General features: G+C 70.7%; 29 protein-coding genes and 1 pseudogene. All 30 read right to left on the bottom strand.

Annotated features, from left to right (window positions below):
- Positions 1-10: 10 nt before the first annotated feature.
- Positions 11-571 carry a hypothetical protein gene (locus ACGFNI_RS20245; RefSeq protein ID WP_393685564.1) on the bottom strand — a complete coding sequence of 187 codons (561 nt, stop codon included), beginning with the start codon at positions 569-571 and terminating at the stop codon, positions 11-13.
- Entirely contained in the window at positions 568-1017 is a 450-nt protein-coding gene (locus ACGFNI_RS20240; RefSeq protein WP_393685562.1) for a hypothetical protein, read from the bottom strand. Before ACGFNI_RS20240 ends, ACGFNI_RS20245 begins: the two co-directional genes overlap by 4 nt.
- A gap of 44 nt (positions 1018-1061) precedes the next feature.
- Positions 1062-1475 (bottom strand): HK97 gp10 family phage protein, encoded by a 414-nt coding sequence (locus ACGFNI_RS20235; RefSeq protein WP_393685560.1) that lies wholly within the window; start codon positions 1473-1475, stop codon positions 1062-1064.
- Complete coding sequence (locus tag ACGFNI_RS20230) at positions 1472-1600, bottom strand: hypothetical protein (protein WP_393685559.1); 129 nt, start codon at positions 1598-1600, stop codon at positions 1472-1474. Before ACGFNI_RS20230 ends, ACGFNI_RS20235 begins: the two co-directional genes overlap by 4 nt.
- 2 nt (positions 1601-1602) lie before the next feature.
- Positions 1603-2127, bottom strand: a complete 525-nt coding sequence (locus tag ACGFNI_RS20225; RefSeq protein ID WP_393685557.1) for a hypothetical protein — start codon at positions 2125-2127, stop codon at positions 1603-1605.
- Complete coding sequence (locus tag ACGFNI_RS20220) at positions 2124-2711, bottom strand: hypothetical protein (RefSeq protein WP_393685555.1); 588 nt, start codon at positions 2709-2711, stop codon at positions 2124-2126. The genes ACGFNI_RS20225 and ACGFNI_RS20220 overlap by 4 nt, the downstream gene beginning before the upstream one ends.
- Positions 2712-3013: 302 nt before the next feature.
- Entirely contained in the window at positions 3014-4285 is a 1272-nt protein-coding gene (locus tag ACGFNI_RS20215; protein ID WP_393685553.1) for a hypothetical protein, read from the bottom strand.
- Between the two features lie 13 nt (positions 4286-4298).
- Positions 4299-5708, bottom strand: coding sequence for a hypothetical protein (locus tag ACGFNI_RS20210; protein WP_393685551.1), 1410 nt, complete (start codon positions 5706-5708; stop codon positions 4299-4301).
- Complete coding sequence (locus tag ACGFNI_RS20205; RefSeq protein WP_393685549.1) at positions 5708-5983, bottom strand: hypothetical protein; 276 nt, start codon at positions 5981-5983, stop codon at positions 5708-5710. Before ACGFNI_RS20205 ends, ACGFNI_RS20210 begins: the two co-directional genes overlap by 1 nt.
- Complete coding sequence (locus ACGFNI_RS20200; RefSeq protein WP_393685547.1) at positions 5983-6816, bottom strand: hypothetical protein; 834 nt, start codon at positions 6814-6816, stop codon at positions 5983-5985. The genes ACGFNI_RS20205 and ACGFNI_RS20200 overlap by 1 nt, the downstream gene beginning before the upstream one ends.
- A 99-nt stretch (positions 6817-6915) precedes the next feature.
- Complete coding sequence (locus tag ACGFNI_RS20195; protein ID WP_393685545.1) at positions 6916-8703, bottom strand: major capsid protein; 1788 nt, start codon at positions 8701-8703, stop codon at positions 6916-6918.
- Between the two features lie 91 nt (positions 8704-8794).
- A complete protein-coding gene (locus ACGFNI_RS20190; protein ID WP_393685543.1) occupies positions 8795-8932 on the bottom strand; it encodes a hypothetical protein in 138 nt (45 codons plus the stop codon).
- Positions 8933-9036: 104 nt separating this feature from the next.
- Positions 9037-10737, bottom strand: a complete 1701-nt coding sequence (locus ACGFNI_RS20185) for a hypothetical protein (protein ID WP_393685541.1) — start codon at positions 10735-10737, stop codon at positions 9037-9039.
- 9 nt (positions 10738-10746) lie between these two features.
- Positions 10747-11184, bottom strand: coding sequence for a phage minor head protein (locus ACGFNI_RS20180; RefSeq protein ID WP_393685539.1), 438 nt, complete (start codon positions 11182-11184; stop codon positions 10747-10749).
- Positions 11185-11525: 341 nt separating this feature from the next.
- The gene (locus tag ACGFNI_RS20175; protein ID WP_393685538.1) at positions 11526-13391 is read right to left on the bottom strand and encodes a hypothetical protein; all 1866 of its coding nucleotides are present in this window, start codon (positions 13389-13391) and stop codon (positions 11526-11528) included.
- Between the two features lie 15 nt (positions 13392-13406).
- Positions 13407-13778 carry a DUF1360 domain-containing protein gene (locus ACGFNI_RS20170; protein WP_393685536.1) on the bottom strand — a complete coding sequence of 124 codons (372 nt, stop codon included), beginning with the start codon at positions 13776-13778 and terminating at the stop codon, positions 13407-13409.
- 126 nt (positions 13779-13904) lie between these two features.
- Positions 13905-15494, bottom strand: coding sequence for a hypothetical protein (locus ACGFNI_RS20165; RefSeq protein ID WP_393685534.1), 1590 nt, complete (start codon positions 15492-15494; stop codon positions 13905-13907).
- Positions 15475-15903, bottom strand: a complete 429-nt coding sequence (locus tag ACGFNI_RS20160) for a hypothetical protein (protein ID WP_393685532.1) — start codon at positions 15901-15903, stop codon at positions 15475-15477. The genes ACGFNI_RS20165 and ACGFNI_RS20160 overlap by 20 nt, the downstream gene beginning before the upstream one ends.
- Positions 15904-15947: 44 nt before the next feature.
- Positions 15948-16684 (bottom strand): annotated as a pseudogene (locus tag ACGFNI_RS20155) (DNA-methyltransferase).
- Between the two features lie 273 nt (positions 16685-16957).
- Entirely contained in the window at positions 16958-17188 is a 231-nt protein-coding gene (locus ACGFNI_RS20150; RefSeq protein ID WP_393685530.1) for a hypothetical protein, read from the bottom strand.
- A 128-nt stretch (positions 17189-17316) separates the two neighbouring features.
- Positions 17317-18444, bottom strand: a complete 1128-nt coding sequence (locus ACGFNI_RS20145; protein ID WP_393685528.1) for a hypothetical protein — start codon at positions 18442-18444, stop codon at positions 17317-17319.
- Entirely contained in the window at positions 18444-18869 is a 426-nt protein-coding gene (locus ACGFNI_RS20140) for a hypothetical protein (protein ID WP_393685526.1), read from the bottom strand. The genes ACGFNI_RS20145 and ACGFNI_RS20140 overlap by 1 nt, the downstream gene beginning before the upstream one ends.
- Before the next feature lie 5 nt (positions 18870-18874).
- Positions 18875-19894, bottom strand: a complete 1020-nt coding sequence (locus tag ACGFNI_RS20135; protein ID WP_393685525.1) for a hypothetical protein — start codon at positions 19892-19894, stop codon at positions 18875-18877.
- A gap of 118 nt (positions 19895-20012) precedes the next feature.
- Entirely contained in the window at positions 20013-20201 is a 189-nt protein-coding gene (locus ACGFNI_RS20130) for a hypothetical protein (RefSeq protein ID WP_393685523.1), read from the bottom strand.
- Positions 20201-20344, bottom strand: a complete 144-nt coding sequence (locus tag ACGFNI_RS20125; protein ID WP_393685521.1) for a hypothetical protein — start codon at positions 20342-20344, stop codon at positions 20201-20203. The genes ACGFNI_RS20130 and ACGFNI_RS20125 overlap by 1 nt, the downstream gene beginning before the upstream one ends.
- A complete protein-coding gene (locus ACGFNI_RS20120) occupies positions 20341-21435 on the bottom strand; it encodes a hypothetical protein (RefSeq protein WP_393685519.1) in 1095 nt (364 codons plus the stop codon). Before ACGFNI_RS20120 ends, ACGFNI_RS20125 begins: the two co-directional genes overlap by 4 nt.
- Before the next feature lie 56 nt (positions 21436-21491).
- Positions 21492-21671 (bottom strand): hypothetical protein, encoded by a 180-nt coding sequence (locus ACGFNI_RS20115; protein ID WP_393685517.1) that lies wholly within the window; start codon positions 21669-21671, stop codon positions 21492-21494.
- Positions 21672-21751: 80 nt separating this feature from the next.
- Complete coding sequence (locus tag ACGFNI_RS20110; RefSeq protein WP_393685515.1) at positions 21752-21964, bottom strand: hypothetical protein; 213 nt, start codon at positions 21962-21964, stop codon at positions 21752-21754.
- 76 nt (positions 21965-22040) lie between these two features.
- Positions 22041-22424, bottom strand: a complete 384-nt coding sequence (locus ACGFNI_RS20105; protein ID WP_393685513.1) for a hypothetical protein — start codon at positions 22422-22424, stop codon at positions 22041-22043.
- The gene (locus ACGFNI_RS20100; RefSeq protein ID WP_393685511.1) at positions 22421-23020 is read right to left on the bottom strand and encodes a hypothetical protein; all 600 of its coding nucleotides are present in this window, start codon (positions 23018-23020) and stop codon (positions 22421-22423) included. Before ACGFNI_RS20100 ends, ACGFNI_RS20105 begins: the two co-directional genes overlap by 4 nt.
- Positions 23021-23079 lie beyond the last annotated feature (59 nt).

Genomic DNA, 23079 nt, shown 5'->3' with positions numbered 1-23079 from the left:
TACGAGGAGGTCAGCCGTCGTCGGAGGCGTAGGCCGCGAGCTGCCGCGCCTGCTCCGCCAGCTCAGCCTCGGAGAATCCACGCGGGACGACGGTGCGAGTACGGCGCAGCTCCGGCGGCGGATCGAAAATGTCGCGCTCGGCCCGCGCGAGGTCTGTCTCCTCTTGGAGGCCATCGACGATCCACGCCCACACCGACGACACGAGCCGGTGCCCTGATGCCGTGTCGGTGTCGAGGCCGCGGCGGACACACCACGCCGACCAGTCCCGCCACCGCTCCTGCGCCAGCCCGCAAAGCCGCTGCGCCGCCCACCACTCCACCCCGTACAGCTCCGGCGCCAGGCCGAGAACGACGCGCCAGCAGGCGAACAGCCCGAGCAGGTCAGTGGGATCGCGGAGGCGCGCCTCGACTTCGGCGCGGTCCTCGTCAGTGAGGAGGCCGGGGACAAGGCGCGGCCATTGGCCGGCGGCGGCGATACCGGCCAAGGTGTGGCCGGTGGGGACGGTAAGGGTGTAGGGCTGGCCATCGATGCTGATGGCGAGCGGCCCCGGCGTGGCAGGGCCGAACCTCACGCCCGCGGGCGGCGGGCGGGCACCGCCTTCGCCGCGGCCTTCTTCGCGACGGGCTTCGCCGCCGTGCGCCGCTGGTCCCTGTCCGAGGGCTCCACCAGCCCCATCTCCTCACGGCGGGCGCGCAGCTGAGGCTCGTAGTGCTCGGCGATCCGCTGCACGAGATCCGTGACGTACGCGATCCCGATGCGGCGGTTGCCCATGTCGAGCACCTTCTCCATCACCGTCGCGGCGTCCTCGTCATCGAGGACCATGCGCAGCATCTGTTCCACGATCCGCCGTTGCTCCGCCGGGTCCTCCGCGCCACCCGCGAGGTCGGCGAACAGCAGGCCCACACTGTCCTTGGGGCAGCGGGCCTCGTAGACCTCACCGTCGATACGGACGGGCACGGGCGGTAGCGCATCGGGGTCGTGTCCGGCGTCGCCGTCGATGACGAACTCGGTGGCCATGAGGGGTCCTTCCGTCGCGTGGGTGGTCACCGGCACGGTAGGGGTCAATACCGGACGGTCCGGTCGACCGGCCACGGGGACACCTCGGCAAGAGCGTCCGCGAGGAACGGCTGAGGCCGCTGCCCACGCACCTCGCGCGCGAACACCCGTCCCCCGCCCTGCGGTTGCCACGACAGCACCCGGGCCCGGACCGGACGGATCGGTCGGCCCGTCGGCCCGTAGATCCCTGTGCCCTCGTGCACGTACGCCGCGTACTCCAGGCTCGACCAGACCTCCCCGACGACCTCGGAGCCCCGCTGCCGGGTCTCCGACCGGATCGACGCCCGCAACTGGCCGTCGTCCACGGGGCAGCGGCGGCGAGCGGCGTTGGCCACCTCCGTGGTCACGTCATCCACGACCCCCGCGATCACCCGCGCCAGCGCCGCCTCGTCGAGGTCCGTCGTGACGCGGACGCTCACCGCTTCCGCCTATCCGCCTGCGCCTGGATCCGGGCCATCTCCACCCGGGCCCGCGCCACCACCGCCACCAGCGCGACCACCGCCACGCCGAGCAGCACGCAGACGATCGCTGTTGTCCCTGCCACCGCTACACCTCCACCGTGATCTGCACCGTCACACCCGCACAACCGCCCTGCGGCCCCATCGGAGCCACCGGCCCCGGCCACACCTGCACCCCCGACAGCGCGTCACAGCACGCCGCCGCCTCCAGCAACAGCCGCTGATCGAGCACGAGCCCCCAGACGTCCGCCTCACGCTGCTCGCATGTCGGCGCCGACTGCCCATCCGGCGCCACCACGGCGACGCACCGGGCCACGCCCAGCTCAATGACGGTCTGCATCCGCCACGTCTGGCAGCGCCGCCGCCGATCCTGGTTCGCCGTCACCGGCTCCTGCCGGACGACCCGAACCCACGCCTGGCCGTGACCGCCGTCGCAGTCGCACGCGCAGAAATCCTGCGCAGGCGGGGAGGCGCCCCACACCAGGCAACAGGCGCACGCAGGCCGGCCGCCGTCGGCCAGCACGGCGCACAGACAGGCCGTCAGCCCGGAGAGCACCGGCCCGAGGCGCGGATCCGCATCCGGCGGCAGCAGCACATCCGACGGCGTCGTCACGGCGCCACCCCCGGCCGGTAGCGGCTGGCGGGCGGAGCGGGCGGCAGGTCGAGGCTGAAGACCGCGCCGAACTGCCGCACGCGGGCCGGGTTGACGAGCTGTACCCACGCCCATGCCTGCGGGAGATGCGCCTCCAGCGTCTCCGGCCACGACCCCGGCGGCACGACCTCGTACGTCACGCCCTCGCGGGTCACGCTCTTCGTGCCCGTCGGCAGGGCACAGGATCCCGGAGCCCCGTGGCACAACCTGTCAATCTCGCACGCGAGCTGCCCGGCGGCACGGCGGCCGGCCGCGGGCACATCCAGGCCCCGCAGATAGCGGACGGACAGCGTGTCCGGCTCCGTGTCCGGACGGTCCAGCCGCTGACAGTCGGGCCAGCACTCCCCATCTATCCGGACGAGGCGTCCGCCGGACGGTGTCCGGTGCAGGACGTATCCGGACGCGTCCACGATCTGTCCGTCCTGCCGGACTTCCAGCACCTCGTGCACCGGGCCCGGCAGGTCGATCACGCACAGCGGCACGCACGAGCAGCCCGACGGGCCGCAGTCGCACGGCCGGTTGTACCAGCGCCCGCCGTCGAGCACCGGCCGAAGAGGAGACCCTGTACCCGCCGTCGGCGACGGCTCGTCGCACCCCCGGCGGCACGGCCGGACTACCTCCTCGCACAGCCCGTACCGCCCGGCCGTCAGCCGCCACAGCACGTCCGTCGCAATCTCCGCCGCGGCCCGCTGCCCCGGCGACCACTCGGCCGGGTCCTCCGGCCACCCGGGGCAGCACGACGTGTCGAGCGGCCACGGGCCGCACGGCCCGTCTAGTACCTCGTCCGGCACGACACCTCCAAGAAGGAGGGGGCCGCCCAGCCGCGGCGGCCCCCGGTCTGCGGGCTCTACTTCTTCTTGCGCGCCACCGTGCTCGGCGCTGCGGCGGTGCCCGGGGTGAACTTCGCGGTGGCGGTCTTCGCCGCGTCCCCGGCGGACGTTGCGGTGATGGTCTGCTCCGTGGTCACCTCGGCGGCGTAGGCGTGCTTGCCGGTGGTCGTCCCCGCCGCGATCTCCTCGGCGGCCGTACCGTCGCCCCAACCGACGCTCACCGCAGCGTCGGCCGGGAAGCCGGCCAACGTGATGGTGGCAGTGTGCCCGGTCGTGTCCGCCGCGTCAGGCTCGGCGGTGACCGACGGCGCGGCGGCGGCAGGCTGCGGCGTGAACGTCGCCGTGGCCTTCTTGGTCGTGTCCTTCGCCGACGTCGCCGTGATCGTCTGCTCGCCCTCCACCTCAGCCGCGTACGCGTGCGTGGCCGTGGTCGTCCCCGCGGGAACCTCCTCCGCCGCGGATCCGTCGCCCCAGTCGACGCTCACCGCGCCGTCAGCCGGGAAATCCGCGAGGGTGACGGCGACCGTGCGGCCGGTGGCGTCGCCCTCGTCCGCAGCGGCAGTCACAGACGGCTCGGGTACGGGCTCGGCGGCCTTCGGCGTGAACTCCGCGGTCGCCTTCTTCGTGGCGTCCGTCGCCGAGGTGGCGGTGATGGTCTGCTCGCCCTCAACTCCGGCCGCGTAGGCGTGCTTCGCGGTCGTCGTCCCGGCCGGGACGGTCTCCGCGGTGGTCCCGTCGCCCCAGTCCAGAGAGACGGCGTCATCGGCCGGGAAACCGGCCAGCGTGATCGCGGCCGTCCGCCCGGACTCGTCCCCGGCGTCCGCCTCGGCGGTGACGCTCGGCTCCGGGGCCGGAGCGGTCGGGGTGAACGTGGCCGTCGCCTTCTTCGTGGCGTCGGCCTCGCTGGTGACCGTGATGGTCTGCTCGTCGACGGCCTCGGCGGCATAGGCATGGGTGAGCGTTCCCGATGCGGGCTGGCCGGTCTGAGCTGGGATGCCGTCGCCCCAGGTTACCGACACATTCCCCTCCGGGAACGCGGACCATGTGAGCTTCGCGGTGCGGCCCGCCGGGTCGGAGGTGTCCGCCACCGCCGAGGCCGTCGGGGTGCCGCCGCCGTCGCCGATCGGGATGGTCACTTCGACCGTCGTGGTCTTGGTGGGGTCAGCCTTGTCGGAGACCTTGATGGTCTTCGGCCCGTCGGTCGCGTACTTGTGGGTGACGTCGCCCGTCTCCGGCCCGTCCTCCGGCGCGCTGCCGTCGCCCCAGTCGATCGTGGTGGGTCCTGCCATGGTCGTACCTCTCTCAGGCCGTGGTGGTGTTGTCGACGGTGACCTTCACCGTCTTGCCGGACGGGTCTGCCGGGTCGACGGCGGCATCCGCCTCGGGGCCCGGGGCGGGCACCGTGCCGCCGGTGTTGTCGATGTGGAGGAGCACGGTGCGGCCGGACGCATCGGCCGGGTCTGCCTCGGCGGTCACCTGCGGCACGTCGCCCCCGCCGCCCTGGCCCGGGACGAGGATCGCCTCGCGGGTGCGGTAGGTGTCGATGTCCCCGCGGCGCACCATGACGGTGTAGACAGACGGCACGGTGTAGACGTGCAGCACCGACACGGTTCCGTCGTCCCCGGCGGCGATCTCCTCGGGCTCGGTGCCATCGCCCCAGTCAATGAGCGCTGTGCCGTCGGACTGTGACGGCATTCCGACTGTGGCGGTCACCTCGTACGGGTTGGAGGGGTTCTTCGTCTCCAGGGAGAGGGTCGGCTCGTCGGCCGGCAGCGGGATCGTCACCGGGCGCTCGGCGCAGATGACCGGCGTCTCCTTGTCGCACGCCTTGATGGTGAACTGGCCGTCGCCGGTGTAGACGTGGGTGACCCACGCACCGTCGGCCACCTCCTGCGCGGGGGAGCCGTCGCCGAAGTCGACCATCAGCGGCCCGAATCCGTGGTTGTCCGCCCGGAAGCGGACGGTACGCGGTGCCTCGTTGGCGATGCCCGTGATGTACAGGTCCGCCGGGTCCGGCGTCGGCCGGTCCACAGGCTGGCAGCCGCACTCCGCCTCGGGCGGTCGAATCGTCGTCACGAAGAAGCGGCGGGGCACCTTCGGACCGATCGGCTTGAGCATCGGCGACGGGATGCCGCCCGGCCCGGCCTGGACGTTGTACGGGCCCTTCCGCCAGCCGGAGCCGACCTTCGTGCGCCCGTTGAAAGTGAAGCTCACGGCGTCGTTGCCGATCTCCAGGTCACCCGGGGCGCCGCCAACGACCCACGGCAGCAGGAGGTAACCCCACTGCCCCTGGCTCCCGGCGCCGGAGCAGGCGTCGGCCTGCCCCGCGTAGACATTGCTCCAGACCTCCAGGGCGTAGCCGGTGTCGCACTTCAGCTCGACGCTGTCGTCCCAGCCGATGGGGTTGCCGTCGAAGTCGCGGTAGATCTCGAAGCTGGGGTTCATGATCTGGACGAGGTCGGGGTCGACCTCGCAGAACTCGATTTCCGTGGTGTAGTGCGACAGCTGCTCGCAGCCGGATTCGGCGATGCACGTCTGCCCGTTGGCCTTGGTGACCGAGATGTCCTCGCCTTCTTCGGTCTCGGCGGACATCGACACGGTGATGAAACCATCGCTGACGACCTGGTTGCAGTCGCCGTAGACGGGGCGCCCGCAGGCGTCCAGGCGGGTTGCGCGCAGCACCACGCCGCGCAGCAGGGAGGGGCAGGCCATCAGTTCTCCTTCGGGGCGGTGCGACGCCGCGGCCGGCGACCGGCGGGCGGGATGTCAGCGGGCAAGGCGTCGGCGGGTTCCGGCGGTTCGCTGCTGGGCGGTGGAGCGGTGGGCGTCACGGTGACGGGGGTGGCGTACCCGGGGACCACCAGCCCGGCACGCTCACCTCCCGTCACCACCTGCACCCGAGCCCTCACCTCGGGAGTCAGACCGGGCAGGACGCGCCGCACGAGGGCGTGCAGCGTCTCGTCTGCCTCGGGGTAGTAGGCCGTCATCAGGCACCCCCGGCATCAGTGACGGACACCAGCGCGGCGGCCACGTAGCAGTCGTGGTCCAGGGCGTACGTCCGCTCTGCGATGGCGATCCGGGTGTTGGTCGGCGGGTCGAACGCCTCGTGGGCGAACGGCGCCGACCGGAAAGCCCGCACCGAGCCCGTGGCGTACAGCCAGAACTGCCCCGCCGCCGGGGCCGGGGCCGCAGGGGCTGTCGGCACGTCGTAGTACCCGCCGCCGAAGACCACCGGGGACTCCAACTCGGTTCGAAGCAGCGGTCCTTGCTGGGATACGAGCCGATCCCGCGTGAACCATGGCTGCACCCACCGGGGCAGGTGGAACGTCGGCTGCCCTGCGTAGAACAAGGCCGCGTCCTGTTCCAGCGCGCCGAGCGCCACCAGCAGTGGCACCGGCCCGGAGCCGACCGGCAACCGTGGATCGCTCGCGCCGAGCACCTGCGAGGAGAAGAACCGCTCGACCTCGCGTGCCTCGGCGATCCGCAGCCGCGCCAGCGCCGTCTCTGACGCCGCCGCGAAGCCGACCGCGTTGCACTCGGTGCGGGCGTACACCGTGAACGGGCCGGAGCCCTCGACCCACTCTGGCGCGCCGGTGATCGGCTTGTCGTGGCTGGTGGCGCCGTCCCCGGCGGGCACCGGGCAGGAGCCGAGGACGTAGCCGCCCTGCGCGCAGGCGTTCGTGGGGTACTCGACGCCGGCGGCCTGCCACCGGCCGTCGCCGGTGATGACCTGCGCGGTCGTCAGCAGGCCGTACGTATACGGCTCGATCGGGGGAGGATCTACCTCCGTGCGGGCCCCGGGCGGGGGTGGGGTAGTCATGGGTGCGCCTCCGCGCTGTCACGAGGTGGGCGGCCCGGCCTGGGGCGGGTCCGCGACGCTGGGGGGATGTCGCAGTGGCCGGGCCGCCCGGTCTATGGGTCAGCCAGCGGGCGGTGCGGGAGGCGCGGCGCAGCTCGTGGTCTGGAGGCCGCCGCTCAGGCCGTTCGGGCAGAGCGGGATGGTGACCACGTAGCTGACTCCGCAGCGCATGCACACCTGGATGCCCTCCTCGGTGAAGAGGCTCGTGTACATGTTCTGGGTGAGGCTGGCGTGGTCATAGACGCCGTCCAACGAGATCACGTCCGCCTGGAGTTGGAAGAAACTCCCGGCCCGGTACAGCAGCACCTTGACCTCGCCCGGCCAAACCGTCGGCACCGTCGATCCGCCGAACCCGGCCGCGTCTTGGTCGGCGTAGGCGTCCTGCCAGTCGTACACCCACTGCGGGTTGACGCCGACGGACCGGAGGTAGGCGTCGATGTCACCGTCCGGCACGTTCCAACGGCGCTCGATCGCCTGCTTCTTCCGCAGGTCCGACTTCAGGATCGGCTTCAGCCAGATCGGCGCCAGCATCTCCAGCGTCGCGGTCGGCGACAGCCGCTCCCGGTACCGCTGGTAGTAGACCTGCAACTCCAGCATGCTCAGCACGGATTCGACCATGCCGGGCCCGTGCGGGTCGACGACCGCGGCGCTCGGGTCCGGAGCGGCCGGGGCCGGCATGGAGACCGCGGTGCTCATCGCCTCCATCTTGGCGATCTTCCAGGCGTTCAGCTTGTGCGCGTGGATCGCCAGCACGCCCTCGGTGAACTGCGCGACGCGCTCCGGCCAGCCGCGCTCGGTGAGGATCGGGGTGCGCAGGCACACGCCGTCGACGTCGAGGCGGCATTCGATCATGTCGTCAGGGCAGGGGACCTCCAGGCAGGGCTTCTCCTTGCCCGCGATGGCGTCGGCCTCGGTCTGATGGAACCCGACGGAGTCCCAGGCGCCGAAGATCGCGGCCCAGTCGAAATCTGCGGGGTACCGCACGCCGCCGCGCCTGGCGGTGACGGTCGGGAGGTTGACCATGCCGTCCTGCGTGATCCGCAGGTCGCACAGGTCGTACAGGGTCTCCGACGGGGCACACCAGCCGCCGGCGGCGACGAGGCTGCCGCCGGAGAGCTGCGTCTCGTCCGTCACGCGGCGGATGACGTCGTCGGCCTCGCGGTCGTCGCGGATCTGGAACGCCTCGGGCACGTCGCGGCGGATGCGGGCCACGCCGACGCGCTGTCGTCCGCCGCCCCGGCCGCCGGAGGACAGCAGCGGCATCATGCGCTGCTCCCACGCTCGGCCGAAGTCGCCGAGCCCGTCGAGCTGTTGGCCGGTGGAGAAGCCCGGCACGTCGGCGGCGGCGACGAGCGTGTGGGTGGGGCGGTTGCCTGCCTCAGCGGCGGGCGCTGGCGGGGTGGTGCTGTGCAGGCCGAGCGGGACGCGCGGCCGGGCGGACGCGGCGACCGGCTCCGGCGCCTGGGCCGGGGGTTCGGCGGCGGCCGGAGCCTCGGTGGGCTCGGCCGCACCCTCCGGCTCTGGTGCGGAGGGCTCCTCAGCCGCTGGTGCCTGGAGGGATCGCAGGCGGTCGCTGGCAGCGGTGGCACGCTGGGCACGGTCGTCGACGGCGGCCTGGTGCACTGTCACAGCGTCGGCGATGGCGGCCAGGTGTTCCAGCGCGTCCACGGTCGCGTCATCTGCGGGGCCGCCTTCGGTCGCGTCCTCGAACCGAGTCAGGATCTCGGCGGTGACGGCGCCCGCGTCGTAGTCGGGGCCGGCGTCGTTGATGGTCCGGCGGACGAGGTCCGCGTGCTGGTCGGTCGGGGCCTCGCCGAGGGCGGCGAGGAGATCGTCAAGGAAGCTCACGGCTTCGTCCCCCTTCTCGGGGTTCGTCGTCAGCTCCCGGCCCACCAGCCAGCGGAGTTCGTGCCGATAGTAGAGGTGTGTACGGGCTGCCCTACGACGGCCGGACGGCGGCACCGGTGCGGGGGTCTACCTGCTCGACCTTCCCGCCGCGGGCCTTGAGGGCGATGTCCGCGCCAGTCTCGCTGGCGTAGTCGACCTTCCCGCCGTACGGGTCGGTGTGCCTCCACACACTGTGGACAGTTCCATTCGCGGTCCGGGTGGCGCGCGTGCCTGAGCGTCCGCCGCAGTTGCATCCCATGTCGGTTCCCTTCGTGGTGGTCGTGTTCGTGCTGGTCAGGCGTGTGATTTGGCCTTCTTCGCTTCCCACTGGGTGATGGCCGCGCACGCCTCCGCGCGGGAGCCCGCGTTGACGTTCTGCTTGCCGGGGAAGTTGAGGTCCCCGGTCGCGCACATCCGTTTCGCGGCGTTGACGGCCGTCGCGATGGCGCGGGACTCGTCCATGCCCTGCTCCTGGAGGTGCTTGGCGATCCGCTTGATGTACTTCGGCAACCCGCCCGCCTTCTCCACCCAGTTCGCCAGTTCGGTGCTCGGCGCTGCGGTGGCGAGCTGCGTCACCTGCGGGGAGCGCAGGCGCCGGGTAGCCATCGCCACGCGGGCCGTACGGACTCGGTCGGCAGCAGCAGTTACGCGGGCCCGGCGGTCCTGCTCGGCCAGCACGGCGTCCGTCAGCGCGGCGATGCCGAGGCCGTCGGCCTCCTCGGCAGGGGCCGGAAGGGCCCCCGCGGCGACGAGCGCGTAGTCGCCCTGCTCGGTCCGCCGTCGAACCGGCACCGGGAAGCCTTCTGTCGGCACGGCGAGTGCGGCCACCAGCTCCAGACCGCCGCCCTCCTGCCGCCAGTCCCCGGAGAATCGCGACAGGCTGAGGCGGAGCCGCTGCTCGTCCGAAAGGTCCGGCAGAACGGCACCCGCGAGCCAGATGCCGCGGGAGTCCTCCCCGGCCCGGACGACGGCGGCCATGGTGCCGGTGTGGTCGTAGTGCTCGGCGGCGGCCTGCCGGTTCAGGCCGAGGCTGGCGTGCCCGGTGCCCATCGTGATCAGTCCGACGTTGACCAGCCCCTCCGACGTCGCGATCGGCCTGCTGTTGAACAGCGCGTACCCAGAAGCCGACCGGGGCGGCGTGACTGCGCGGCCGGGGTACGAGCGGTGCTCTACGCCCCACGCCGCGAGGTAGCCGCGGACGCGCCCGTCGTCGTCCACGATGACGGGCTGGAGGTCGTCCAGCTCAGGGCCGCGGAACCAACTGGTGGGCGGTGCCCATCCGTCATGCCGGAATGCGGCGGCCGTGACCGACTCCGCGGGCCCGTCGCCGTCCGTGTTCGCGGGTACGGCGCCGTCCTCGGCGCAGTCGGCCGGCATCCACTCGCCGTCCGGCCCGGGGCGCACGCACGTCGGCCCGCCCTCGTCGTCCACCGGAGGCGGGGCGATGCCGGCGTCCTGCGCGGTGGCCATGCCGATCTGTGCCTCGGGGAACGCCGGGTGCGCGAGGAGCGCGGCGCCCATGATGCGCCACTGCGTGTACAACTCCCCGGACGGCGCCCCGCCGTCGGGTTCGCAGTCGCCCGCCGGGGCGCCGTCCTCGTCGATGCACACCACCCGGCCGTCGGCCCGGTCGATGTCTGCGGACACGAATCGGAAGAAGCCGCCGCGGATCTTGCGGGCGAGCGCGGCGCCTTCAGGGTCTTCGGTGTCGATCCGGCCCCGGCCCAGCAGCCGCGATCCGTCCCGCCACACCTCGTCCAGCGTCATCAGCCCGACGGTCGCGCCGTCGTGACCTCGGCCGGTGACGTATTGCACGGTCACTGGCAGCGGCAGCGGGCGGACGTCGACCGGCGCGTCCTCGGCGAGCTGGAGCATCCGCCCATCGGCGCTCCACTCGTTGACCAGCGCGATCGTGCCGGTCCAGGTGCCGTCGTCGGCGACGTCGACCGTCTTGGACGCGGCGGCCATGAGGGCGGAGGTCCAGGGGATGAACATGGCGTTCTCCTACTCGGAGGCGGGGCGAAGTTGAAGTGAGCAGCGACAGTTGATGACCTCACCAGCCGGGCCGCGCGGGTCACCGGGATACTGGACGTGAGCCCGCCCCACGTCGAACTGCGTGGCCAGCGGGACCGTTTGGCCGTCCGCGGCGCGGTGCGTCGCCCGGGTGCGGTCGTCGTCGGTCGCCAGCCAGCGCTTCACCCAACGGCGGCCGGTACGCGCCTGCTCATCCAGCGCGGCCCCGAGGCTGCCCGCATTGAGTGCGCCGATCACCTCGGTCCGCGTCATCGTCAGCGCCGCCCCGTCCCACGCCTCCAGCGTCGCCAGCTCCGCTATCCGATCCCGGAGCTGCGCCGCCGTCTCCTCGCGGGCTCGACCGTCCCGCCACGCGCGACGCATCCGGTCCCACACCCGGCGCGGCCACACCCGGAGGCGATCGGCCATCGCCTCGGACTCGTCCTCGGCTCGACCCGCCCCGGCGCCGTCCGGGGCCTGTGGCGCGGTGCGCCCGTACGCCCCGGCCCACACTCGGCGCCACACGGGCGCGATGTGCCGCTGCACGAGCTGACGCCACCGGCCCTCGCCCGGCCAACCCGACCAATCCGGCTCCCCACCGCTCGGCGCCGCAGCGGCGGTCAGAGCACTGTCCAGCCCGAGCCCGGACCGGACCTCCGCGAGGTAAGCGTCCACCGCCGCCCGCACTGCCGGCGCCAGCTCGCGTTCCGCGGCGGCGACGCAAGCGCGGTCATGCACCCGCGCGGCCAGCCACGGATCCGAGGCGGCCATCAGGCGGCCTGCCCGTCGCAGCCGGCCTGCGCGAGGGCTCGCGCGAGGTAGTCGCGGTGGTGCTCCTCCCGCGCGAGGAGGAGCGCGCGGACGTAGTGGTCGACGGCGCGGTGGAGGCACGGTTCGTCAGGCACGGCGTCGTGAAGTAGTTGGTACGCGCCGGTGAGCATCTGGTCCAGGTGTTCCTGTTCGGCGCCGAGGCGGACGTGGATCTGGTGGAGCGGGACCTCGCGGTACTGCCCTCGGAGGCTCCGGCCGCCGCGGTTGAGGAGCCATTGCCCGGCCCGCTCCAGGGCGCGCCGGACGGCCATGTCGAGGCAGGCGATTCGCCACTGCCCGGCGGCGGCTGACGCGGTGATGCCCGTCCCGGGAAGCTGCGGCGGGTCATTGCGCGGCAGTTCAGGGGCGGGGGCAGGCCGGGAGATCTCGACCGGTGCTCGGTCCGCGTCCGTGGCGGCGTCCTGCGCGGCGTCGGGGATCTCTACACCGAGCGCTGCCAGCGCGGCCGGAGCGAGTTGGGCGTTGGTGGTGGCGAGGTGGAGGAGGAGACGGCGTCGCTGTTCCTCATCGTCCGGCATGTCCTCCGAGCTGAAACCGAGTTCGCGCAGGTACGCCGCATCGGAGAGCACACCGCGAGAGTGCGCTTCGGCGGCCTCGGGCGCCCTGTTCGGCCGCTGACGGAGATCGCTGGTGTCGTACCAGCACGCCCACGCCTCGGGGTCGGGAACACCGAGCGCTTCCCACGCCGGGCGGAAGTACCGTTCGGTGAGGGCGTCGGCGATCAGTCCGAGTTTCGGTTCGAGGTGCAGCTTGATGCCGGTTTCGTCGCTCAGCCAGGCGTTCCAGTGGTTCGCGTCCGCGTAGCCGGTCAGTACCTCCGGCGGCATGTCGAGCCCGGTGGCGACCCGCTTGATCGCGGCCTCGCGCAGCGGCAGGACGTTCGCGTCGAGGTCGGTCGCGAACGTCTCGTACACCAACTTGTCCTTCGGCGACCCCGGGGTGGTGAGCAGCAGCGGGACGATCGCGGCGGCCGAGTCGCGGTTCTTCAGCGGCGTCGCCATCGACTCCAGCAGCGCGGCGGCCACTGGGTTGGAGTGCAGCGGGTTCGGCCCGTCAGACTGCTGCGGTGTCGCCGGGGCCACGTCATCGGACAGCAGCATCAACCCAGCGCCGGCCAATCGGGACTCGACCGTCGCGAGGACGTGAGCGGAGAGCCCCTGAAGCTCCCGAAGGGGATCGCGGAGCGCCTGGATCGGAGAGTCGGCGCGGTGCGCGACCTCGGCGTCCGGACGCCACAAGCGGAGCAGCGTGCACGCCTCCAGCGGCAGCTCGACCCGCGCGGTCGGCGACTCCGGGAGCTGCACGCGGATCGTGCCGCCGCCCGCGGCGCTGGTGATCTCCGTCGGGGAGCACACGAGCCACCGGCGCGCTCCGGTTGACGGGTCGTCGTAGCTGAGGAGATACGACTCCCCGGGCACGTCGAGGAGGACGGAGAGGCGGCGCAGCATCTCGGACTGCCCGAGCTGCCCGCCGGCCAGTTCTTCCAGCGGGGCGAGGAGCGTCGCGGCCTGCTCTGGTGTGACGTTGTCGTCGCCGTCGGAGTCCACGGGGGTGGGGTCGCTGGAGCCGTCGGGGTCGATGCGACCGATGTAGAGGCGGGCGCGGGAGCAGCCGTTCGCGGCCCACGTGACCCCGGACCGGAGTTCGGGCACGGCACGGTAGAAGTCCCAGCCCTCCGCCTGCCAATCCTGCTTTCGGCCGACGACGGTACGGACTTGATCCTTGGAGACGAGCGCGGCGGAGGCCAGGACGGCACCCCCGGCTGGGCCGTCCTCGTCGCGCTTGTGGAGCTTCCACCACGCCATCGCTGCTCCTCCTCGTCAGCGCCGCTGGTCGCGGACGGCCATGTCGACGGCGAGCGGGTCGAGGACGATGTGCCGCGGCGGGGGCGGGGAGTCCAGCCACGACGCCGCCAGGGAGACGACGTGCGACGCGGTCAGCGCGGCGACGACGTACAGGTACGCGGTGGTGTCGTGCCAGAGCCAGTGCGCGATTGCGGCGGCGGCCGAGACCCAGATGCTCGTGCACCAGGAGCACGCCATGAGGTCGGCGAGCCACACGAACACCCGCCGACCGCCGCGCTTCCCAACGGCGGTACGGACGGGCTGGAACAAGGTGTCGTCGACGACGAACCGCGTGACGCGGGCGATGGCGCCGAGGGTCAGGAGCGCGAGGATGATCTGGATGGCCACGAGGGGAGGGTAGGGCCGAGTACGCGACGCCTCCCGTCCGGACAGCCCCGGCCGGACGCGCCCGGACGCTCATCCGCTGCGACGCGGACATGCCCTGCCGACCAGCGCGGACGCCGTCCGGACGCGTCAGCGGATGTATCCGGATCGCCCGATGCCGAGGGAAGCGAGACCGCCCCGGCCACCGCCGACCGAGGAGAGGGAGACGCCCGCAGGCGAGCTGATCGCATCCGCAGTCTGCCCGTGAGCGAACGCGAGCAGGAGCGCGTCGGCATTGTCCGGCGACCGACCGAGCCGCCTGATCACCTCTTCCTTCTTCTCCACCCGGATACGGCCTCGCGGGTCAAGGTCCCACCGAGGCTCCAGGAGTTGGGCGACGGTGGCGTCCGTGTTCTCCATTGCGGACAGGTCCCAGCCGCCGTTGGCGGACAGCTCGCGGCCGATCTCCCACCAGAGTTCGGCGCGGAGATTCACGTACCGGTCCGGACGGCTCGCCGCGGAGGCGACGTTCACTGCCCGGACCGCCGCCGAGTGCTCGCCCCGCTGGGCCGCGTTTCGCAGCTCGCCGATCACGCCGAAGCCGACACCGATCGAGTCGACCTTGACCGCCGTCGCACCGGTCTCCTGGATCGCGGCCAGCACCATCGGCGCGATTCGCTCCGGCCGGTCCGTACGGGCCCGCCACTCCCTGCCAGCGAGGCGACCGCGGCGTTCGCGGACGACAGTCTCGTCAGAGCCACCGCCGACGTCGACGCCCAACTCGACGGGGACAAGCCGACCACTCTCAACCGGCTCGTCGGGGGCGATGCGGCACGCTGCCACGTCGGAGGCCCGCACCACCTGAGTCGGGCTGTCCTCGGAGAACTCGCCGAGCACCTTCGACTTGTAGAGCGGGTTGTCCTCGCCCCACTCGGCCCGCTTCTCCTCCACCCAGGGCCGACCGACGAGGGCGAGTGCCATCTCCTCGGGCACGGACTCCCCGGTGAGGTTGGGAGAGTCGAACGCGCTGATGCCCATCACGTTCCACCCGGAGCCCGACGCGCACACCTTCCGGAAATGCGAGGCCGGGTTGTCGGGGTTGCCGATAGCGAGGATCCGGCAGTCCGGGCCGGTCGTCAGCGCGTCCGCCGCCACCCAAAGCTGTTCGGGGACGCCGCACGCCTCGTCGATGATGACGAGGACGTACCGAGCGTGGATGCCCTGGAACCCGGACTCGTCCTGGTCGGCGGGCTTCCGGCCGTATCCGACCAGCTCGTCGCCGATGAGCCACTCGGTCTGGTTCACCCGGCCCGGCAGCCCGGCAGCCTTGTGGTGGCGCCGGATGTAGCGCCACAGGATCGCGCGGACCTGAGCGAACGTCGGCGCTGTGCTGACGACGAACGCCGTGCCGGGCGGGTGGACGTCCAGCCACCAGCACGCGGCGAGCGCGGCCGTCCACGACTTCCCGACGCCGTGCCCGGACCGTACCGCGGTCCGCCTGTGGTCCCGTACAGACTCCAGCACCTGCCCCTGCCGGGACCACACCACCTGCCCGAGGCGCCCCTCCACCCAGCCGACCGGATCGGACGCGTACCGCGCCGCACGCCGGCCGACGGCCCGCCGGTCGGCCTCGACCTTCAGCTGGTCGCGGATCTGCCGGAGCGCTTGGACGTCACCGGCGTGGACGAGGCCCTGGATCTGGCGTGTGACGCCGCGGAGGTCAGGCTGCTGCGTCGCCACCGTCGCCCTCAGCGATGCCCGTCAGCAGGCCCAGGATCTCGGAGCCGAGCTGTTCAGCGTCCACGCTGACGCGCAGTGGGGCGTCCAGCCCGAGGAGCTTGCAGCGGCGTTCGATGGCGTTCAGCGCCACCTGCGCGGCCCGGGAATCGCCGTTCTCGACGCGCGGGGCCATGCTGCTGATGATCCAGTCCGTACGGGCCAGCTCTTCCTGCGCTGCGGCGGCCCGGTCCTGCGCCTGGTCGGCGAGCTGCGCGGCCATGACGCGGTCCCAGGCCCGTTTCACGCCGGACCGGTCGTAGTAGCCGAGGCGGTCGGCGATCTCGTCGAACGACAGCCCCTGGACTCGGAGGCGGACGATCTCTAGCTCGCGCGCCCGCGCGCCGTCCCGCCTGATCATGCTCTTGCCCATGGCTCTCCTCCTTCGCAAGGAGAGTAAGCGTGTGTACAGACCGGTCATGCACAGGATGAGAGCCGCTGGCGTGCTGTATCGGCGTAGGCGGCCGACTGCTCAATCCCGATGAAAGCACGTCCTTCTCGCAGGGCGGCCTCCCCCGTGGTCCCGCTTCCCGCGAACGGGTCCAGCACAATCCCGCCCTGCGGAACTATACGGACGAGTTGACGCATGACGTCCAGGGGTTTTTGCGTGATGTGGTGACGTTGTGCCCCACGGGGCTGGCTGCCAGTGAAGTGCCCGGGGAGGTAGACGGGCTGGTCACCGGTGAATACTGGGCCGTTGCTTCCCCAGACGATGAACTCGCAGTCTTGGCGCAGTCGGCCGGGCTGTGGGCGGGAAATGGGCTTTTGCCATACAGCGGTGCCTCGCCAGATGTATCCGGCTGCCTGGAGAGCATCGCTGGTTGCTGGCAATTGGCGCCAATCGCTGAACACCAGACATGCGCCGCCGGGGCGGGTTAAGCGGTGGGTGTGGGCGAGGATCAGCGAGAGCCATGCTGTGTAGGAACGTTGGTCGCGATTGTCTCCCGTGAATTCGCCGAGGTCGAAACCGTGATTGCGGCCCGGCCGCCATCGGTGAGATATTTCGTGCGGGCGGTACGGGTGGCGCGTTCGGTCATGGTGCGACCACCCGAATTGTAGGGCGGGTCACAGATTACGGCGTCAATGGCCGTGGTCAGATTCGGAAGGATAGTGAGGGCGTCTCCTTCGTGCAATGCGTAGGAAGAAGTAGTCATGTTTCCCCTTGTTTTCTTGTCGGTACACATTGTATCTTCCGCGAAAATAAGGGGATTAATCGTCGAATACAGGCCATGTGTGACATCATAGTAGCGTCGAGTTGCAAATTCATCTCGGCGAGGTCCGGGTGCTCGGCGATTTCCTGCTTTCCGGACTGGAGGAAATTCCCCTGCACTGTCGGCCCGTCCGAGGGACTTCCGCAGCTCATTGAGGGGCTGTGCGAGGCACTGTTCTCGGGGTTAATATCCTGATTTCTTCTTCCTGGGAGAGAACTAGAACGTCTTGACGATGAGGGCGATGGCGACGAGCGCCGCGGTGATCGCGATGACCCGCCACTCGCTGCCGCGCGGACCGCGGTAGGGGACGCGGGTGATCCGCTCGCCGATGGGGTGGTCGCCGTAGTGGGCCTTGCGCCGATGCCCGGCCCCGTGCCGCTCAGCGGCCAGGCGGGTCGCGTACGGAGTGGACGAGATCTTGCAGACGGGGCACTGGTACCGGTGCATCTGGCTGTCCTGGCGGTCGGAAGAGTGGTAGATGCCACGGTAGACGGGCGGTAGAAGGGCGATTGATGAACTGGTAGATACGCAGGTCAGAGGGATGGTAGATGGGGCGTGCGGGAGGCCGCGGGGGGCTACGGAGTGGTCTCGGGGGAGCGGGCCGAGGAAGGGGGGAGGAGGCGGCTGAGGAGGGGGCCGAGGGGGCCCTTGGGAAGGCGCGAGACGGGGCCCCCGCGGAGCCCCCCGGCGGGGGCCTCCTCCGCGGCCTCGGAGGGGGTGGTGGAGAGGGGGGAGAGGGGGGTGTCCTGGAGGGCCGAGAGGGCGTCATACAGGGGCATTCCGAGGGCTGTTGTGAGGTCGTCGACGTGGATGCCGTAGGTGTTGCCGACGCCGCGGATTTGGAGGGTGCGCCGGTAGGGGAGTTGTAGCCGGTCGAGGTGGTGGCGGAGGGTGGTCACGTCCCAGGTGAGGCCGGGGGTGTTTTCCAGGATGGTGGCGAGGTGGATGCCGCGGCGGCCGGCGCGGGTGGCGTCGGTGACGGAGGTGATGATGAGTTGGGTGAGCCAGCGTTCGGCGGCGTGAGCGCGGGCGTCGCCTTCTTCGTGCCGCTCCCCCATCGATTTTCCATGATCGTTTTCTAGGAGTGTTCCGCAACCCTCGCACCTCTCCCCCGCCGATTTTTCAAGATCAACTCCAGAGGTGTCCCCCTCTGTCGCCTCGTCATCTTTCGGAGGGGCGACCGTCGCGGCGACGATGATCCAGAGGCACGCCAGCGCGCTCAGCCCATAAGGGACGTGCGCCGAGTACGGCGCCAGCATCGCCCGCACCGCCCGCGCCAGAGCCCCGAGCGGAGCGAGAGCGACTATGGCCGCGAGGGCGAGGATCCCTACTCGCTCCAATCGATCCATTCCGGATGGGGCGGCCACGGGGGGTGGCGTGGTGCTCTTCTTTTCTTTTTTGGCGTCGCCTTCTGTTACTGCCCCCTTCCCCTTGTCTCCCCCCTCCTCTTTCTTATCTGCTCCGCCTTCTTTCTGGGATCCCCCGCTTTCCTCCTTTCCTTTCCCCTTCCCCTCTCCCTTTTCGTTTTTGGTGTCCGCCTTCTTCTGGGGCTTCCTTGTGGGAGTGATTGGCTCGTTGATGAATTTGGAAATGGAATTGAACGCGAACCTTACGATCGGGGAGATGAGAACTTTTGAGCCCGCGATTACGCGCATTCCTCGAAAGGGGGAAAGTACTTCGCGGGCGATTTCCGTCAGCCTCATCAGGCCCCACCCGTCAGTTTTCCGATGACCATCTGAAGCGCGTTGGAGAAGATGGTCCAAAATCCGCCAGCGCTGACGTATGCGGTTGCAGCAGAAAGGCTGAGGAGGGTCGGAAAGATCAAGCGCTTCCACCGTGGGACGAAGGTGAGGATCGTCAGAGTGAAGGCGATTCCACCCAGCCCAATGTTGCCGAAGGTGCCGTCACCCAGAACGCTCTTGGGCACGTCGCCGATTCCGTGTGCGGCGTTCGCCCACTGGCCGCCTGCGGCCAGCCAGAGGTGAGCAGTGATGAGGGCCCACACGCCCGCCTTGTCCCTCGTGTTGATTTTTACTCGATCGGAGCCGCAAAGCCCCAAAAGCAGCATGAGAGAGGTTGCCAGAGCCAAGCCGGAGAGGGTGATGGTGCCAAGGAAATTCACGGTCATCGCTTTCAGAAGAGAAGAGTGCCGGGGGCGTAGAGAGCGGTGGCGAGGAGGGCAGACGCGAGCGGGACGCGTACGACGATCCGGGCAGTCCAGTGCCAGGCCCGGGTCCGGCGGTCGAGGAGCCACCACAGGCCGCCGCAAGTTCCGATCGCGCTGACGAGTAGCGCGGCGGTGCTGGGTCCGAAGCCGAACTGGCTGCCGTCCTCGATGAGCCACGGCATGACGGCCGACGTCAGCCGAAGGCCAAATAGAGCCATCGCGATCGGCACAGCGAAAAAACTGATCAGGAACAGGAAGTCCGGGATGATGGCTGTCACCGCGCTGTGGATGACGAGCCGCCAGCCTGCGTATACGCCGATCGCCGCCAGGGCGATGGAGATCACGATCACGGGCGACTCGTCTGCGATCGGGTAGAGGCGCCCGATCAGCTGCACCAGGCCCGTGCCGTATCCGACGCCCGCGGCGACGCCGTTGAAGACCAGCGCGCGAAAGCGGGGGTTGCTGGTCACGGAGCGCCGCGCGGCTGGAGGACTTTCCTCCTCCTCGGAGGCAGCTGTGTCTCCCTCGCCTGTTGCAGAGGTCTCCGGACCGCCCGCCGTGTCCCTCGAAGCTTCTTCCTGCTGCTCCTTGCCCTTGCCCGCTTCGGACGGGGCGGCCTCTTTCGTGGTCTCGCGGGCGGTCTCGGGTTCCTCGCTGGTGGCGTCGTCGGACCTGTCGGTGACGGCGTCGGACTCCTCCTGCTTCTTCCGCGGATCCAGCTTTTCCCACCACGACAACGGAGGCTTCTCGCCCGGGTCGGCAGCGGGGTCGGGAGGTGCCGGCCGCGCATCGTTTGCTGGTGGCGCGTCAGGGTGCGGCTCGGCCGACGGCTTCTCGGCCGGAGGCTCGGGGGAGATCTGATGCTGCCGGGGCCGCTTGATCAGACGGACGCGCGACCCCTTCGCCTCCCGCTTCTTACGATCCAGTTCCCGCTTCGTGTCTGCCAGCAGCTCGGTGGGCGAGGCGTAGAGGACCGGGTCCTTCACCGTCGTCGCGGCATCTCCTGCCGCCCGGTCCGGCAGCTTCTTGGTGGCGAGCTGCTGGCCAGGGTCGGAGAACACGATCGGGGCAGCAACTACGCCTGGACGCTTAGAGGTTGTCTTCTCAGGCATGGTGGGGGCCTCCGAGGGCGGTGAGCAGTGCGAGGCCGACGGCGACGGGAAACAGGGCCGCCGTTGTCCGGAGGGCGGGGCGCACGGCGTCGGGGGCGGTGGCGGCGAGGCTGGCCAGGGCGAGGAAACTGGCCAACCACCAGGCGCCCGCGACGGCGAGGGTCATGGCTCCGGCGCTCATCACTCCTGCACCAGCCCGTCCATGACGAGGTACGTACTGGAGAGGAACGCGAGGACGAAGCCGAAGGCGCGGACCTCTCGGTACTCCGCGGACATGGCCATGAGAATCCCGACCACGAACTGGATGGCGAGCAGCACGGTCATGACGCCCTCTTTCGCTCGATGCGGCGGCGGGTGCGGGGGACTGTTTCGGTGTGCTTCGGGCTGTCGCCGTGCGCCTTGCGGACGTGCTCGATGAGGGCGGTATCGGTGATGCTGGGGTGCTCGGCAAGGACGGCGCGGATGGTCCCGGCGATGGACGGCGGCCCAACGGGGCGCAGTGCCGGGCCACCGCCCGCGAGCGGGGCCTCGCTGGCGGGCTCCCCCTCCGGGCCCCCGTCCGCCTCGTCTTCACTGGGCGGAGGCGGGGGTGGGGGCACTGCGGCACCGGCTGAAGGGTGGGGCGGTAGCGGCGGAGAGACCAACTCCCCTCCCTCGCCGGGCGCGGACTGCTGTCCGGACACTGGTGCGGACATGTCCGGAGCGGCGAGGGGCAGCGGGGCCTGCGTCGTCGTGATCGCCGAGGCGGCGCCGGCCGTCTCAGGGAAAGCGGCCCGGAGGTAGGCGTCTTCGCGATCGAGGCGCCGCATCCGCTGGGCCACCACCCGCCGCGCAATGGCCTTCTCCTGCTTGCTGCTCAACCAGTGGGCGACGCCGGGCGACAGCGGCACGGCGTAGTGCCGCAGCACCAGCCACCAGAGCCCCTTGGCGAGAAGCCCGACCGCGGCGCCAGCTCCGCCTGCGACGGGCTGATGGAGGGTTACGCCGTACGACACGACGGCCCCCATGCTGACCAGGAGAGCGACCCACCCGGCGCGCCGGGCTGGGGCGGCGCGTTGGGGGTCCAGGCGCTCCAGCCACTCGACGCCGAGGCAGGCGAGCCAGACGGCGTCGAAGACCAGCGCGACGGAGTACGCGACCGGGGACGGGACAAGGTGCCCGAGGAGACCGCCGACGCTCGCTGTTGTCCCGGCAACGGAGAGCGCGGTGACGCCGATCGCTGTGCCGGTCACCGCGCGGAGGACAAGGTCGTCGAGGTCGCGCGGCGGGACGGGATCCCAAGCGGGGTACGCGACTTGGCGGGTTTCTGACTGGCCGTCGATTGTGGTGGTCTCGGTGCGGTACCGGGTGACCTTCTTATAGCGGACGCCGGGGACGCGGGGCTGTCCGGACTTGGTGTCCGGGCATCCGGACATGCTCATGGATCCTCACTCAAGAGACGGCGACGGCAGGGTGGTCGGTTCGGGTGGCGTCACAGCAGGCGGAGCAGCCGGTCGACGCGCCGACAGGTGTGGCAATCCGGGTCGTGTCGGTCGCCCCCGGGGATACGCATGTGAATGACCAACGCCGACGGCACGATGATCAGGACTACGCCGGCGAGGCTGACGAGGATGTGGGAGACCGCGCCCAGCACGGCGAATGTGGTTTCCACGGTCAACTCCCGTGAGCGATGAAGTAGGCGATCAGGACGACCGGCCAGACGATCGCGAGGGCGTAGAGAGGGCGCATACGTCAGCTCCGGTTCTGGTGACGGGCGGCGGCCACATCTTCAGGGGACACACCGGCTGACTTGGCGGCGTAGATGCCGGCCAGGAGGGCGGTGCCGGACGGTGTGGTGTAGTCGGTGACGGAGACGCCGTCGTCGTGGCTGGTCGTGTGCTTTTCCTCGTACGCGTCAACGGAGTTGGCGATCTTGCGAGCGATGAAATCCTTGAGATTCCCCATGGGGTACCTGCCTTGTGGCGTGGGTGATGGCGGGCTGGCCCGATTCCGAAGGGCCAGCCCGGCGCGATGGATTGGGTTAGTTGCCGCAGCGCTTACAGGCGCTGCCAGCTTCGTTGGACTCGTTGCAGGTGGGGCAGTTGACCTCACAGTGCGGGCACACCGAGTAGCCAGTGCCCCACGCCGCCCGGTGCAGCCTGAGGGCGTATTCGCCACGGGTGATGCCGCCGGCGGGGAACGGGAGGCGGCGCAGCAGGGGCCTGGCTGCCGGAGCAGTGCGTGCGACACGGAGCGAGATCGTCATCCGGGCGGCGTCGGTCATCGGGTCGGCCGGCCGCCGGATGGTGAGGTGCTGCGCTACGGCGTGCAGTTGCTGGCCGATGCGGATGCTCCGGCGAGCGCCAGCGCCCTCTTCCTCTTCGCGTTCGATGGTGTCGATGATCTTGTCGAGGGTGGCGCTCATGCCGCTACCGCCAGAGGCGACCCGGTCGAGAGCCAGGCGATAGGTGCGCTGGAGCGGGCCCCGAGGCGGGCGGCGCCGACCTTCCAGGTCCGGCCGTCGGCCATGACGAGCTGGCGGACGTTGCGCGCCATCCGGACCTCGTAGCTGTCAGCCGGCAGCGTGGCGAACTCGGCGCCGTTGGGAGCGTGCACGTACTCGACTCGCTGCGTGCGATTCGCGGCGAGGTGGGCGGTGCGCGGGTATGCCGCGAGAGCGCGGTCCAGGACGGCGGTGTCGGTGGGCAGATAGCCCATGACGCGGCGCCACTTCCCGGTCGAGCTGGACCACGCCTTGCGGGGCTCGGCGTCGCGCTCGGCGCGGTAGGTCTTCGCAGCGACGCGGCCGAACGCGGAGCCGTAGCGGTCCGCGAACTCGCCGGTGGCGCCGGCCGCGACGAGGTAGCGGCGGATCAGGATCATCCCGGCGCTGATGGTGGTGTACAGGACGCTGGTGTCGACGTGGGCGGCGGCGGAAACGTGGCGCCGGGCGATCTGGCGGCGTCCCCGAAGGTTCAGGACCGACAGGGAACGGTTACCCGGGATAGTGTGCAAGGTCATGCGGGTTCCTCCTGGATGCACAGGCAGGGGTTCGCGTTGGCCCTGAGCTGGGGTGATGG

The organism is Streptomyces sp. NPDC048644 (genome assembly GCF_043199105.1).
In the GTDB taxonomy this organism is placed as follows: Bacteria; Actinomycetota; Actinomycetes; order Streptomycetales; family Streptomycetaceae; genus Streptomyces.
Note: the sequence above shows the minus strand (reverse complement) of the source record. Positions and strands in the feature narration are given on the sequence as shown.

Bases quoted from the DNA above. Each gene is read 5' to 3' on its own strand.
- ACGFNI_RS20130 (WP_393685523.1), bottom strand. From the start codon at position 20,201: ATGAGCGCCGGAGCCATGACCCTCGCCGTCGCGGGCGCCTGGTGGTTG.
- ACGFNI_RS20180 (WP_393685539.1), bottom strand. From the start codon at position 11,184: ATGGCCGATCGCCTCCGGGTGTGGCCGCGCCGGGTGTGGGACCGGATG.
- ACGFNI_RS20105 (WP_393685513.1), bottom strand. From the start codon at position 22,424: ATGAGCGCCACCCTCGACAAGATCATCGACACCATCGAACGCGAAGAG.
- ACGFNI_RS20125 (WP_393685521.1), bottom strand. From the start codon at position 20,344: ATGACCGTGCTGCTCGCCATCCAGTTCGTGGTCGGGATTCTCATGGCC.
- ACGFNI_RS20205 (WP_393685549.1), bottom strand. From the start codon at position 5,983: ATGACGGCCTACTACCCCGAGGCAGACGAGACGCTGCACGCCCTCGTG.
- ACGFNI_RS20150 (WP_393685530.1), bottom strand. From the start codon at position 17,188: ATGCACCGGTACCAGTGCCCCGTCTGCAAGATCTCGTCCACTCCGTAC.
- ACGFNI_RS20215 (WP_393685553.1), bottom strand. From the start codon at position 4,285: ATGGCAGGACCCACCACGATCGACTGGGGCGACGGCAGCGCGCCGGAG.
- ACGFNI_RS20210 (WP_393685551.1), bottom strand. From the start codon at position 5,708: ATGGCCTGCCCCTCCCTGCTGCGCGGCGTGGTGCTGCGCGCAACCCGC.
- ACGFNI_RS20120 (WP_393685519.1), bottom strand. From the start codon at position 21,435: ATGTCCGGATGCCCGGACACCAAGTCCGGACAGCCCCGCGTCCCCGGC.
- ACGFNI_RS20145 (WP_393685528.1), bottom strand. From the start codon at position 18,444: ATGAGGCTGACGGAAATCGCCCGCGAAGTACTTTCCCCCTTTCGAGGA.
- ACGFNI_RS20185 (WP_393685541.1), bottom strand. From the start codon at position 10,737: ATGTTCATCCCCTGGACCTCCGCCCTCATGGCCGCCGCGTCCAAGACG.
- ACGFNI_RS20140 (WP_393685526.1), bottom strand. From the start codon at position 18,869: ATGACCGTGAATTTCCTTGGCACCATCACCCTCTCCGGCTTGGCTCTG.
- ACGFNI_RS20175 (WP_393685538.1), bottom strand. From the start codon at position 13,391: ATGGCGTGGTGGAAGCTCCACAAGCGCGACGAGGACGGCCCAGCCGGG.
- ACGFNI_RS20110 (WP_393685515.1), bottom strand. From the start codon at position 21,964: ATGGGGAATCTCAAGGATTTCATCGCTCGCAAGATCGCCAACTCCGTT.
- ACGFNI_RS20240 (WP_393685562.1), bottom strand. From the start codon at position 1,017: ATGGCCACCGAGTTCGTCATCGACGGCGACGCCGGACACGACCCCGAT.
- ACGFNI_RS20100 (WP_393685511.1), bottom strand. From the start codon at position 23,020: ATGACCTTGCACACTATCCCGGGTAACCGTTCCCTGTCGGTCCTGAAC.
- ACGFNI_RS20160 (WP_393685532.1), bottom strand. From the start codon at position 15,903: ATGGGCAAGAGCATGATCAGGCGGGACGGCGCGCGGGCGCGCGAGCTA.
- ACGFNI_RS20200 (WP_393685547.1), bottom strand. From the start codon at position 6,816: ATGACTACCCCACCCCCGCCCGGGGCCCGCACGGAGGTAGATCCTCCC.